The sequence below is a fragment of the Brevundimonas sp. genome (assembly GCF_024711105.1).
Taxonomy (GTDB): domain Bacteria; phylum Pseudomonadota; class Alphaproteobacteria; order Caulobacterales; family Caulobacteraceae; genus Brevundimonas.
Map to the genome: position 1 here is coordinate 1 of NZ_JANJTL010000055.1, position 12,459 is coordinate 12,459.

13 protein-coding genes are annotated in these 12,459 nt (G+C 69.9%); 4 read left to right on the top strand and 9 right to left on the bottom strand.

Annotated elements, in window-relative coordinates; all coding sequences use genetic code 11:
* Nucleotides 1-151: 151 nt before the first annotated feature.
* Nucleotides 152-1,075, bottom strand: coding sequence for a sulfite exporter TauE/SafE family protein (locus Q0M60_RS04395; protein WP_296816425.1), 924 nt, complete (start codon nucleotides 1,073-1,075; stop codon nucleotides 152-154).
* A gap of 52 nt (nucleotides 1,076-1,127) precedes the next feature.
* Nucleotides 1,128-3,869, bottom strand: coding sequence for a hypothetical protein (locus tag Q0M60_RS04400; RefSeq protein ID WP_296816427.1), 2,742 nt, complete (start codon nucleotides 3,867-3,869; stop codon nucleotides 1,128-1,130).
* A 224-nt stretch (nucleotides 3,870-4,093) separates the two neighbouring features.
* Here Q0M60_RS04400 and Q0M60_RS04405 point away from each other — a divergent pair, with 224 nt between their 5' ends.
* Both Q0M60_RS04405 and Q0M60_RS04410 read left to right on the top strand, forming a co-directional pair.
* Nucleotides 4,094-4,297: a hypothetical protein gene (locus Q0M60_RS04405; RefSeq protein ID WP_296816430.1), complete on the top strand. Its 204-nt coding sequence runs from the start codon at nucleotides 4,094-4,096 to the stop codon at nucleotides 4,295-4,297.
* Nucleotides 4,298-4,360: 63 nt separating this feature from the next.
* Nucleotides 4,361-4,870 carry a pyridoxamine 5'-phosphate oxidase family protein gene (locus Q0M60_RS04410; protein ID WP_296816433.1) on the top strand — a complete coding sequence of 170 codons (510 nt, stop codon included), beginning with the start codon at nucleotides 4,361-4,363 and terminating at the stop codon, nucleotides 4,868-4,870.
* Between the two features lie 3 nt (nucleotides 4,871-4,873).
* Here the strand turns inward: Q0M60_RS04410 and argF are convergent, their stop codons facing one another.
* Nucleotides 4,874-5,797 (bottom strand): ornithine carbamoyltransferase, encoded by a 924-nt coding sequence (gene argF / locus Q0M60_RS04415; RefSeq protein WP_296816436.1) that lies wholly within the window; start codon nucleotides 5,795-5,797, stop codon nucleotides 4,874-4,876.
* Nucleotides 5,798-6,988, bottom strand: coding sequence for an aspartate aminotransferase family protein (locus Q0M60_RS04420; protein ID WP_296816439.1), 1,191 nt, complete (start codon nucleotides 6,986-6,988; stop codon nucleotides 5,798-5,800).
* Nucleotides 6,989-7,133: 145 nt separating this feature from the next.
* Between Q0M60_RS04420 and Q0M60_RS04425 the strand changes: the two genes are divergently transcribed.
* Entirely contained in the window at nucleotides 7,134-7,346 is a 213-nt protein-coding gene (locus Q0M60_RS04425) for a hypothetical protein (RefSeq protein ID WP_296816442.1), read from the top strand.
* On the opposite strand, the gene Q0M60_RS04430 is transcribed toward Q0M60_RS04425, so the two are convergent.
* The 5 genes from Q0M60_RS04430 to Q0M60_RS04450 are packed head-to-tail and all read right to left on the bottom strand — an operon-like array spanning nucleotide 7,343 to nucleotide 11,105.
* Entirely contained in the window at nucleotides 7,343-8,233 is an 891-nt protein-coding gene (locus Q0M60_RS04430) for a M28 family peptidase (protein ID WP_296816445.1), read from the bottom strand. The genes Q0M60_RS04425 and Q0M60_RS04430 overlap by 4 nt on opposite strands.
* A 50-nt stretch (nucleotides 8,234-8,283) precedes the next feature.
* Nucleotides 8,284-8,808: a YcxB family protein gene (locus Q0M60_RS04435; protein ID WP_296816447.1), complete on the bottom strand. Its 525-nt coding sequence runs from the start codon at nucleotides 8,806-8,808 to the stop codon at nucleotides 8,284-8,286.
* A gap of 11 nt (nucleotides 8,809-8,819) precedes the next feature.
* The gene (locus tag Q0M60_RS04440) at nucleotides 8,820-9,623 is read right to left on the bottom strand and encodes an ABC transporter permease (protein ID WP_296816450.1); all 804 of its coding nucleotides are present in this window, start codon (nucleotides 9,621-9,623) and stop codon (nucleotides 8,820-8,822) included.
* A complete protein-coding gene (locus Q0M60_RS04445; protein WP_296816453.1) occupies nucleotides 9,577-10,353 on the bottom strand; it encodes a Crp/Fnr family transcriptional regulator in 777 nt (258 codons plus the stop codon). The genes Q0M60_RS04440 and Q0M60_RS04445 overlap by 47 nt, the downstream gene beginning before the upstream one ends.
* A gap of 26 nt (nucleotides 10,354-10,379) precedes the next feature.
* A complete protein-coding gene (locus Q0M60_RS04450) occupies nucleotides 10,380-11,105 on the bottom strand; it encodes a Crp/Fnr family transcriptional regulator (protein ID WP_296816456.1) in 726 nt (241 codons plus the stop codon).
* A gap of 302 nt (nucleotides 11,106-11,407) precedes the next feature.
* Here Q0M60_RS04450 and Q0M60_RS04455 point away from each other — a divergent pair.
* Nucleotides 11,408-12,459 (top strand): oligopeptide transporter, OPT family (locus Q0M60_RS04455; protein WP_296816459.1); only part of this gene is annotated, 1,052 nt, incomplete at its 3' end.

The following is a 12,459-nucleotide window of genomic DNA, read 5'->3' on the forward strand; positions in this document are numbered from 1 at the left end:
ATCGAAGTCCCGGCGTAGCCGGCGTCCACCTCCACCTCGGTCTCGGTCAGGGCGGCGGAGACGGACGGGCCCGCGGGCGCGACAGCGGTCGGTCGTGCCGGCGCCTGCTCGACGATGGCCGGCGGTTCGGGAGGCGGCGGCGAGGGCGGGATCACGGCGCCGCTCCCGGCGCGAGCGCGAAGGGATCGTCAGGCCGCAGGAACAGGCTCAAGCCCATCTGCAAACCGACCAGCAGCACGATCAGCCCGAGCACGGCGCGCAGTTCGTCCGCCCGGAAGCGGGCCGAGGCCTTGGCGCCGAACTGGGCGCCGATGACACCGCCGAAGAGCAGCAGGCTGGACAGCAGGATGTCGACCGTCTGGTTGCGGCCGGCCTGCAGCACTGTGGTGACGCCGGTCGTGATCAGGATCTGGAACAGGCTGGTGCCCACGACCACCGCCGCGCGCATGCGCAGGACGTAGACCATGGCCGGCACCAGGATGAAGCCGCCGCCCACGCCCATGATGGCCGACAGGATGCCGGCGAAGACGCCGAGCGCGAGCGGCGGCAGGGCCGAGATGTAGAGGCCGGATCGCGGGAACCGCATGCGGAAGGGCAGGCCGTAGAGCCACAGCGGCCGGCGCGTCTGGCGGCGCTTGGGCGGTTCGCCCCGCCGGCGGCGCAGGATGGTCTGCAGGCTCTCGTTCAGCATCAGGGCGCCGATGGAGCCCAGGAGCAGGAGGTAGGAGACCGCCACCACCAGGTCGGCCTGGCCGAGCAGGCGCAGGAGGCGAAATAGCTCCACGCCCAGCAGCGCCCCGAGCGCTCCGCCGAGCGCCATGATGCCGCCCATGCGGTAATCGACCGAACCTTGGCGGCTATAGGACAGGACGCTGGAGGCGGAGGAGGCGACGACGTGGTTGGCCTGGCTGGCCACGGCGACCGCCGGCGGCACGCCCATGAAGACCAGCACCGGCGCCATGAGGAAACCGCCGCCGATGCCGAACAGGCCCGAGACGAAGCCCACCAGGGCGCCGAGCGCCAGCAGGAGCGGCGCGTTCACGGAGACTTCGGCTATCGGCAGATAGACGTCCAAGGCCCTCGCCGTCGGCTGAGGCGCCCGGGGGCGCCGGAGTGAAAGACCCTCGTCAGCCGGTCTCGACGGACCGGGCCTCGAACCGCTCGGCGGCGGCTTCGGCGTCGAGACGGCGCGTGGCGGACAGGTCGGCCCTCAGCCGGGCGGCCCCAGCCTCCGCGCCGGTGTCACCCGAGCGGCTGGCGATGAGGTACCACTGATAGGCCTCGGCCGGATTTGGGTCGACCCCTTCGGCGCCGCGCTCGTAGAGGCGGGCCAGATTGTACTGGCTGTCGACCAGGCCGCGCTCGGCTGCGGCGCGGAACCAGCGGGCCGCCTCGGTCTGGTCGCGCATGCCGCCCAGGCCTTCGAACAGGTAGAGGCCGAGGTTGTGCATGGCGCGCACCTCGCCGCCGCGCGCGGCGCGCTCGGTCCAGCGGCGGGCCTCGGCGGGGTCGGCGGTGACGCCGGCTTCTCCGGTTTCATAGAGGCGGGCGAGCGCAAACTGCGCGGCGGGGTGGCCCAGATTGGCCGCGCGGCTCAGCAGGCGCACGCCTTCGGCGTCGCCGGCCTCGATCAGCGGCGTGGCCTGGTCATAGAGGGTTTGAGCCTCGGCCTGGGCCTCGGACGGGGGCGGCGTTATGGTCGGAGTGGTCGGGGCCACGGCCGAGGCGGCGAGCAGTTCGGCCTGGCCGTCGCCGCCGGGCAGGCCCGGGATGGCCGAGCCTTCCTCGACGAGCCGCTGATAGCCGACGACGCCGGCGGCGCCCCCGCCGACCACCAGGACGGCCGTGGTGGTGGCCGCAAGGGCCTTGCGGATGGTCGAGCCCTCGCGCTTGGCCTGCTTGTCCATGCGCTTCTGCAGGCGCGACTTGCCGCCGCCCAGGCGGAAGCCGAAGCCCTTGCGGGACTCGCCCTCGTCGGCCGCGCCGTCCGACAGGCGTGTCGCGGCGCGGGCGGCCTCGATGGCCTCGCGGGTGGACAAGGGCCGTTCGCCGCGCGGACGGCGGTCGGTGACGAACTCGTCGGCGGCCTCGAAGCTGTCGAGATCGGCGGCCGGATCGGCGAAGGCTGCGGCGGGCTCGGCCTGGGCGAAATCGGACTGGCCGAAGACGGGCGTGACGGCCGCGGCCTCTGCGTGGGCCTGCGGAGCGAAATCGTCCTCGACGTCAAAGCCGGGCTCGGCCGGTGCGGGCGCGACCTGGGCGAAACCGGTCCGTTCGCCGAAGCTTGGCGCCGGCTCCTCGAACACGGGATCGGCGAAGGGCGCATCGGCGGCCGGGAAGCCGGGATCGAGCTGTTCGGGCGCGAAGGAGGCCGCCGGCGCCTGCCAGTCGGCCTCAAAGGTCTCCTGCGGGAAGGCCTGGTCGCGCCAGTCACCTCCGGCCGGCGGGTCGGAGCGTTTGGCGAGTTGCTTGTCGATGCTCTCGCGAGCCTCGGCCAGCAGCTTGGCGGTGCGCTCCTCGCTCTGACGCATCCGCTCGGCCAGTTCGCCCGAGGCGCGGTCGTAGCGGGACTCCATCTTCTCGGAAGCCCGGTTCAGCTTTTCGGCCAGTTCGTCGACGCCTTGGGCGGCGCGGCGCTCCCCCTGGGCGATCCGCTCGGCCAGGCGCTCGGAGATGCGGGCGATCTCGCCGCCCAACTTTTCCAGGCCGAGCGCGTGCTGCTCGTCGGCGCGCCGCAGGCGGTGTTCGATGGCGTCAGCCACGCGGGCCACGTCCGATCCGAGCGACTTCGACAGTTCCTGCCCCATGGTCTCGACCGCCTTAAGCGCGCGCTCCTGCGACTCGGTGAGAATGTCGGCCTGCCTGCGCTCGGTCTCATGCATGCGGCCGTTGAGGTTTTCGGCGATCCGCAGGACCTCGCGGCCCATGGACTCCAGCGCCTGGGCCGAGCGCCGCTCGGACTCCTGGACGTGCTGACCCAGGTCCGAAAGCGCGCGCTCGATCTTGTCGATGCGGCCGTCATGGGCCGCGCCGTCAAGCCGGCGAAGCATCTCGGCGCGGCTGTCCTCCACCTTGCGGGACAGGGTTTCGGCGAGCTTCTCGAGCGAGGACGCCTCGCGGCCGCCGCCACGCTCCACCCCGGCGATACGACGGTCGAGGTCGGCGAAGGAGCCTTCCAGCCGGCGCATGGATTCGGCGGTGCGGTTCTGGGCCTCGCCGAGGCGGGCGGCGACGCGCTCGACCACTGCCTCGGCCAGGCGCTCGGGCGAGGAGTCGCGCTCGAAGCGGTCCATGCGGTCGCGCAGCGCGGTCTGGGCGTCGCGGCCGCGGGCCTCGGCCTCGTAGAAGCGGCCGGCCAGCTTGCCGATGGCTTCCTCGATCTTGCCGAAGGCCTCTGCCTGACGCGGGCCGACCTCGTCCTCGAAGCGGCGCAGACGGCCGCGGCCCTCGCGCATGGCGTCCGACAGTTCGTCGATGCGGCGGTCGCGCGTGGCGTTCGAGGCGTCGGTCTCTTCGAGGCGGCGAACCAGGCCGGCCACGGCGCGGTCGACGCCGTCGATGGCCAGCGCGTTGCGGCGCTCGGCGCCCTCGATCCGCGCGCTCAGGGCCTCGATGGCGGCCAGGGCCGAAGTGGAGGTGTCTGTCCCGTAGGCGTCGTCCAGCCGGCGGGCGCGGCTGCGACGGTCATGCGCGCTTTCCGCGTGCGGGCGCCGGGACAGCGGCGTGTAGCCGTCGTCCTCGTCGCTGTCGGCGATCATGTAGCTGAGCCACTCGCCCAGCGTCATGCCGGAGCGACGGGCCAGATCCTTGGCGACCTCGCGGGTCTTCGGATCGATCCCCTTGACGCTCCACGGCGCCGCAGCACTCATCGATTCGACTCCCGAGCCACCCGGGAGGACGGTAAACGCCCATGTCTAGGGTGTAAACGCACTGTTAACCCCAAGATGTAGCGCTTTCAGCGGTTCCCTGTGGAAATCCCGCCCGAGCGCCGCCGCCACGTCCCTTCAGTCCGCCGATCGTGGTTAACAGCCGGTGAAGAGTTAACGCTCAGGTAAGCGTTGCCCCGCGCATCGGGCCGCCCCATCTGGGCGCCATGAGCCTCCAGGTCACCCTCGCGCTTCTCGTCGCCAGCCTCGCCTTCGGGGGCTTCTGCGCCTGGCGCGGAGCGCAACCGCCGGACCTGGTGAAGGGGCCGCGCATGGTGCCCTACCGCTTCCTCATGGTGCTGTCGGCGGCGGTGGCCATGCTGTTCCTCGTCCATGTCGTGAACCTGCTCGGCTACCAGACCGGCCGCTGACGGAACGGCGCGCAGGCCTTGGCCGTTTGCAGGGCTTCCTCCCCCCAAAGCCCGGAGCCCGACATGGCCGAAGACATCCTCTCCCCGCAGGAAGCCGAAGAGGCCTTCTGGGAACACCTCAAGAAGTCCAACACCGGCATGCTGGGCCTGGACCAGCCGGGCTATCACGCCCAGCCGATGACCGCCTTCCGCGAGGAGGAGACGGGCGCCATCTGGTTCTTCACCCGCGACGAGACCGACCTGGCCAAGGATGCGGCGGTGGCCGGCGGCCAGAGCGCCATGTTCCACTACGGCTCCAAGGACCAGCACGTCTGGGCCTGCATCTCGGGCCAGTTGTCGGTCCACGGCCACGACCGCGAGGTCATCGACCGCTACTGGAACCCGATCCTCGCGGCCTGGTATCCGGACGGCAAGGACGACCCCAACCTGACCATCCTGCGATTCGACGCCGAGGACGCCCGCATCTGGGTGCAAAAGGGCGGCCTGGTCCGCTTCGCCTTCGAGATCGCCAAGGCCAACATCACCAAGACCACGCCAGACGAAGGCGGGGTGGTCGACGTCAACCTGCAGTAGGGCCTAGGCGGCCCCGGCCAGGCACCAGGCCAGCACCGCCTTCTGGGCGTGGATGCGGTTCTCCGCCTCGTCCCAGACGGCGGACTGCGGGCCATCGAGCACCGCGTCGGTGACTTCCTCGCCGCGGTGGGCCGGCAGGCAGTGCAGGAAGACGGCGTTCGACGCCGCGCTCTCCATCAGCGCCTCGTCGACCGAGAAGCGCTCGAAGGCGGCCAGGCGCGCCTCGTGGTCCTGGTCCCCCATGGACACCCAGGTGTCGGTGACCACCACGTCCGCGCCCCCGACCGCGGCCTGCGGGTCGTCGCCGAGGCTGACGTTGTTTCCGCCCCGCGCCAGGTCATAGAGGTCCGGGTGATAGTCGCCCGGGCAGGCGATCCTGAGCGTGAAGCCGAACTTCGGCGCGGCGTGGATCAGGCTGGCGCAGACGTTGTTGCCGTCCCCGACCCAGGCGACGGTCTTGCCGGCGATCGGGCCCAGCCGCTCCTCGATGGTCATCAGGTCGGCCAGGATCTGGCAGGGGTGGCTCTTGTCGGTCAGGCCGTTGATGACCGGCACGTCCGACGCCTGGGCGAAGCGCAGCACGTCCTCGTGGCTGTTGGCCCGGATCATCACCGCATCGACCATGCGCGACAGCACGCGCGCCGTGTCCTCGACCGTCTCGCCGCGGCCCAGCTGCATGTCCGAGGCGTTGGCGATGATCGAGGCGCCGCCCAGCTGGCGGATCGCCGCGTCGAAGGAGAAGCGCGTGCGGGTGGAGTTCTTCTCGAACACCATGGCCAGCACGAGGTCCTTCGCCGGCGCGTCGGCGTCGACCCGGCCCTTGGGCCAGCCGGCGCGAGCGCGCTTGCGCGCGTGGGCGTCGTCCAGGATGGCGCGCAGCGACGCGTCGTCCAGCCGCCAGATGTCGAGGAAGTGCCGGACGGCCACCTACGCCGCCGCCTTCGCCCGCGCGGCGTCGAGCGCCTGTTCGAACCTGGCGATGGCTTCTTGCGCCTCCTCTCGGGTGAGGATCAGCGGCGGCAGCATGCGCACGCAGTTGTCGCCGCCGCCGGCGATCAGCAGGCCCTGATCACGCGCCGTGGCCATGAACTCGCGGTTGTTGGGGACCAGCTTGACGCCGATCAGCAGACCCTTGCCCCGCACGTCGACGATCAGGTCCGGATAGCGGTCCTTCAGGCCGTGCAGCTGCTGGGACAGATAGCCGGCGATGTCGTTGACGTTGGCCAGGACCTCGGGGCTGGAGACCTCCTCGAACGCGGCCTGGCCGACCGCCATGGCCAGCGGATTGCCGCCGAAGGTCGAGCCGTGCGCGCCGACCGTCATGCCCTTGGCCGCCTCGGTCGTGGCCAGGCAGGCGCCGATGGGGAAGCCGCCGCCCAGCGCCTTGGCGATGGCCATGATGTCCGGGGTGATCCCGGCCCACTCGTGGGCCCACAGCTTGCCGGTCCGGCCCATGCCGCACTGGACTTCGTCGAAGATCAGCAGCACGCCGGTCTCGTCGGCCATCTGGCGCATCCAGCGCAGGTCTTCTTCGGAGGTGGCGCGGCAGCCGCCCTCGCCCTGCACCGGCTCGAGCACGATGGCGGCGGTGTTCGGGTTGCGGAAGGCGGCCTCCAGCGTGTCCCTGTCGCCCCACTTCAGCTGGTGGAACCCCTGCATCGGCGGGCCGAAGCCCTCGGTGTAGCTGGGGTTGGCCGCGGCGTTGATCGCGCCATAGGTCCGGCCGTGGAAGGAGCCGTCGAAACCGTAGATGTCGATCCGGTCGGCCTGGCCGTTGGCGTGGTGATACTTGCGCGCCGTCTTGATGGCGCACTCGACCGCCTCGGTCCCCGAGTTGGTGAAGAAGACGACGTCGGCGAAGGACTTCTCGCACAGCATGTCCGCCAGCGCTTCCTGGCCGGGGATGCGGAAGATGTTCGAGACGTGCCAGAGCTTCTCGGCCTGGTCCTTGACCGCCTGGACCAGCTTGGGGTGCGCGTGACCGAGCGCGTTGGTCGAGATGCCCATGACGCAATCGAGGTACTCGGTCCCCTCCGTGCTCCAAAGGCGGGCGCCCTGGCCGCGGTCCACCTCCAGCGGCGCGCGGTTGTAGACTCCCATCAGGTGCTCGGTGGACACGGTCGACCTCCAAAAGAGATGTCGCCCCGCGCAAGGAGCTGCGGCGGGGCGGGAGCCCCGGTTTTCCGCCCCGTGGGCAGGCGAGTCAACTCATCGGGAACGGCGACCCATGCGCGACGGTTGGCTGCGGGAAAGGAGATCCGTCATGTCGAACCATCCCGCGCCCGACCAGCAGCCCGTGAAGGGGCCAGACGACCTAGAGCGCAATCCCGGGATCGGCCAGTCCGGCGGGCTGGGCCGAAAGGAGGGCGCCAGCTTCGAGGATCTCGAGGGCGAAAACACCGTCGAGGGCGATGTCGGCAACGACGTCACCCCCAGTGGCGGCATCATTCCCGAGCAGGGCCGCGACAACGCCTAGAGCGTCTCGTCCAGCTCGCGGACGATGGCCTCGTAGGTGTCGGCGCCCAGCGCCAGCGTGGCCTCCTCGACGCGGCTCATGTTGTCGTTGGGCGAGTGGATCAGGGTGAAGACCTCCGGCAGGAAGCCTTCGGCCAGGCCCGAGGCCGCGCCGGCGTTGATCGCCAGCCACATCTGATGCGCCCCGACACGGCTCTGGAAGCCGACCGAGACATTGGGCACGCCCGCGGCCGTGAACACGCGATCATCCGAGGGCGGATAGACCGGATAGCCGAGGCAGCTCATGGTCCGCTCGGCGCAGACGGTGCGCACCGCGCGCATGACCGGCGCGAAGCCTTCGCGCGCATGTTCCGAGTACATCATCGTGTCGCCGAACGCCGCGACATCCGAGTTCACAACCGCCGCGATCCGGCCGGTCCCGTTGGCCTCGACCCAGCGCTGGGCGCCCACGAGGCCGAGCTCCTCCTGGTCGAAGAAGATCACCACCAAGCGGTGGTTCAGGTCCTCGTCGGCCAGGCGGCGGGCGACCTCGGCGATGATCACGGCCGAGGCGGCGTTGTCGATCACGCCCTCGACCAGTGAGCCGTCGCCCAGCATCTCGGCGTCGTAATGGGCGGTCAGCAAGAGGTCCCGCTCGCCGTCGCCCAGGGTGACGATGACGTTGCGCCCCTCCAGCGGCTGGCCGTTGCGCTCGCCGGCGAAGGTCTGGACCTCGTACGCCAGGCCATGGCGGTCGAGCAGGGCGGTCAGGGCCTCGAAGCGGGCCAGGTCCGTCGGCTGGACGAAGGTCGCCACCTGGTCCCGCAGCGGCGTGGACTGGGCCTGGGCGGCGCCCGAGAGCGCGAGCACGGCCGTGAAGGCGGCGCCGGTCGCCAGCTTGCGAAGCATGAAATCCCTCCCGAATGCGCTGCCTAGGTGGACGCTCACGGGCGGTCGGGTCAATGCTTCAGCTTGAGCGAACCCGCCCAGCCCTGGGCCTGAATTTGGCGGACGAGCCGGCGTAGCTCATCGACCTGTGCAGGCGCGAGCGATCGCTTGGGCAGGACGAGGTCGCTGCCAGGCGGCGCGCGAAACTCGAAACTGCGCCGGCTTTCCCTGATCCCGCTCACAGCGGCCCACGCCAGGTGAGCCGTCATGCTCGGCGCCTTCAGACCGATGCCTTCCGTGGACAGCGTCCAGTCTACAGGCTGATTGGCCAACGGCGCTCGCTTGATCGCCCTCCGAAAGGTCGAGCGCAGCCACCAGCCGATCAGCCCCGACAGAACGTAGGTCGCCACGAAAATCGCGAAAAGGACCTTCTCCTGGTCCCTGTCAGCGTACCGAAGGCCGAAGGCGAAAAGCAGGACCAGCCCGAACGGACCGATGAGGCGGTACGCCAACTCCACGAAGCTCGTGAAAGTCATGTCCCCGAGCTGGGATCGAAGTTCCTCCCCGGTCGGCTGAACCGCGGGAACCTCGATCATCTTCGCCTCGATTAGCTCTTCAGCCGCCAGCCCCTGCGGAAGGCCTCATAGGCGACCCACCCCACGACCAGCGTCAAGCCCACGGTCGTCAGCATCCCGGCTAGCAGGCTGCCGTCGGCGCTGCCGATGAAGCCGTAGCGGAAGCCGTCGATCAGATAGAAGAACGGGTTGAAGTGGCTGAGCGTCTCGAATGGCTCGGGCAGGGCGTCGACCGCATAGAAGGTGCCCGACAGGAAGGTCATGGGCATGACGATGAAGTTCTGCACCGCCGCCAGGTGGTCGAACTTCTCCGACCACAGGCCGGCCAGCACCCCGACCAGACCCAGCAGAAGCGACGCGAAGACGCCGTAGAACAGCACGGCCCAGGCCTGTTCCAGTCCGAAGCGCGCGAACGGCCAGACGCAGGCGGCCGTGACCGCGCCCACCACGATGCCTCGTGTCGCGGCGCCCAGGCCGAAGCCGAGCAGCAGTTCGACCGGCGACAGGGGCGGGGTCAGGAAGTCCGTCGCCGTGCCCATGATCTTGGCCTGGATCAGGGACGAGGACGAGTTGGCGAAGGCGTTGTTCAGGATCGCCATCATGATCAGGCCCGGCGCTACGAACTGGGCGAAGTCCACGCCGTGCTGCGTCGGCCGGCTGGCCCCGATCGCGACCACGAAGACCATCATGTAGAGCAGCGTCGTTACCACCGGCGCGAACACCGTCTGGGCGCCGACCTTCCAGAACCGCCGCACCTCCCGAAGGTAGAGGGTCTTCACCCCCTCGATGTTAAGGCCGGGATAGTCGCGCGGGGCGGGGGGCGTCGTGTCGGTCATGCCCCGTATCTAGGCCGCTTCCGACCAGGATGCGATGGTCCGCGGGCGCGTCGGCCGCCGGCTCGGTGAGGCGGCGGTAGCATTCACAAGCCACGCGTTCGAGCGCGGCGCGGTCGAGGATCGTGACCAGGCCGCGCGCGTGGCGGATGGCGCCCTGCGCGGCCAGCCGGCCCATGACCTCGTTGATGGTGGTTCGCTGGGAGCCGACCATGGCGGCCAGGTACTCCTGGGTGAGAGGCAGGTCGGCGCGCCGTGCGCGGTCGTGGCAGCGCAGCAGCCACTTGGCCAGCCTCTGCTCCGCACGGTGCAGCGCCGCACAGCCGACCGACTGGGCCGTCTCCTGCTGCTGGCTGACGATGTAGTCGGCGATGACCGCCGCAAGCTCGGACCGCTGTGCGGTCAGGGTGCGAAGCCGCTCGGCGTCGATCTGCAGGGCCCGTCCAGGAATCTGGCCGACCTCAAGCGCGAACGCGCTGATCGGCAGGAAGGCGGCGGTCGGGCTGCTCAGCCCCTCATAGCCCGCCATGGTGATCTCGACGCGTCGGCCGTCGGCCATCTCGACCACCGACGAGATCAGTCCGTCCAGTACGAAGTAGAGGTTTCTCAGGCGCCGTTCCGGTTCGGCGAAGACGTCGTTCAGCGCGAACTCGACCGGCCGCGCGATGGCGATCACCGCCGCGCGATCGGACGGGGTCATTCGGTCGAGAAGCAGGTTTCCGGAGCCGGCCAAGGAAGCACCTCCGGCTGGCCAACCGTTCAGGTTCCGGTGCGGTTCCGCTCGACGGGGACGCCGACGCCGCGATCCAGGCTGGAGCCGACGTGGTAGCATTCGCAGGCGGCCCGCTCGAGCGCCTCGCGGTCGAGCACGGTGATCTTGCCGCGCGAATAGGCGATAGCGCCGGCGCGCTGCAGCCCCTGGGCGGCCTCGTTCACGGTCGTCCGTTGCGAGCCGAGCATGGAGGCCAGATACTCCTGGGTCAGGTGCAGGACCTGGTCGCGGACGCGATCGTGACAGCGCAGCAGCCATTTGGCGAAGCGCTGCTCCGCGCGATGCAGCGCATTGCACGCGACCGATTGCTCCAGCTCACCCTGGAGTTGTCCCACAAACCGGGCGACGCCGTCGCGGATGGCGGGGCGTTCGCTGGTCAGCATCCGCATGCGCGGCGCCTCGATACGCAGGCAGGTCCCCCCGACCTGGGCGGTGATTCGGCTGTGGGCCCGCGAAGGCGCAAGCGCGGCCACGCATCCCACCAGCCCCTCAGACCCCACCATGACCGTCTCGACCATCCGGCCGTCGGCCAGCACTGCCACCGCCGAGACGACGCCATCTACGATGAAGTGGACGTGATCGATCGGATCACCGGCGTCGTAAAAGACATGGGCCTGACGGAACTCGAACGGCGAGCACTGATCGAGAAGCAACTGGCGGTCGTCGGGCGGAAGGGCGCCGATCAGCCGGTTTTCGGGGGTATGCGACATCATGGGGGCTGGCTTACGGTCTTGAATCAGGCGTCGTCTGTCGGAAGGCGACACAGGCCGAAAAACTTCATTGCGTCCGGGCGCTTCCGCCCCTCACCGCGTTCGACGACATCGCTGTCGGGGCCGGGGTCCCCCGCGCAGACGGCCCTGGCGGTCAAAACGGACTGTCCGGTGGCGCACGCTGGGCATGACGCAGCGTTAAGCGCCTCCGAGGCGCCAGTCTGTCGGCTGGCCGACCTCCACGGACCCCGTTGCGTCCGTCAGCGCGTTAAGCTTAGGTCGCGGCTTCCTTGGGAGGGAAATCCATGACCGATCAGACCGCCGCGCCCGCGACCGGCCGCCGGCTCGAGCTGACCCTGCGCGCGCTTGTGCTGGGTTGCCTTCTGGCGGTGATCTTCACCGCCGCGAACACCTATCTCGGGTTGCAGGTCGGCCTGACCTTCGCCTCGGCGATTCCGGCGGCCGTCATCTCCATGACGGTGCTCCGCGCACTGAAGAATTCCACCATCTGGGAGAACATGACCGTCCAGACCGTGGCCTCGGTCGGCGGGGCCATGAGCGCGATCATCTTCGTCCTGCCCGGACTGGTGATGGTCGGCTGGTGGCTGGAGTTCCCCTTCTGGGAGTCGGTGCTGATCTGCACCCTGGGCGGCGTGCTCGGCGTCACCTTCTCGATCCCGCTGCGGCGCGCGCTCGTGGTCAACGGAGGTCTTCCTTATCCGGAGGGCGTGGCCGCAGCCGAGGTGCTGAAGGTCGGATCCCCCGGCGCGGACCAGAGCCAGGAGGCGGTGCGCGAGAACAAGGCGGGTCTGTGGGTCGTGATCTGGGGCGCGATCGTCTCGGCGGTCTATGCGCTGGGCGTTTCGGCCCGGGCCTTCGCGGGCGAGGCGGCCCGCTTCGTCAGCCTGCCTGCGTCGCTCGGCGGCGGCGCCACCGGCATCGGCGTGGGCATGCAGTTCGCCCTGCTGGGCGCCGGTCACCTGATCGGCCTGGCCGTCGGCCTGGCCCAGCTGTTCGGCCTGTTCCTGGCCTGGGTCATCGCCGTGCCGATCCTCACCTCGCCGGGCTATATCGACTGGACCCAGGCCAACGGCCTTGCCTCGATCGCGGCGGGTCTGGCGGGCGCGCCGGCCGAGGAGCTGGCCGGAACCGTGTGGCGCAACGAGGTCCGCTTCATGGGCGCCGGGGTCATCGGCGTGGCGGCTATCTGGACCCTGATCAAGCTGGCGGGACCGCTGATCGCCGGGGTGACCTCGGCTCTGACGGCCAACCGCCGCCGTCAGTCGGGCGAGGCGCTCGACATCGTCGAGCAGGACATCCCGATCACCACCGTGGCCCTGCTGTCGCTGGTGTCGCT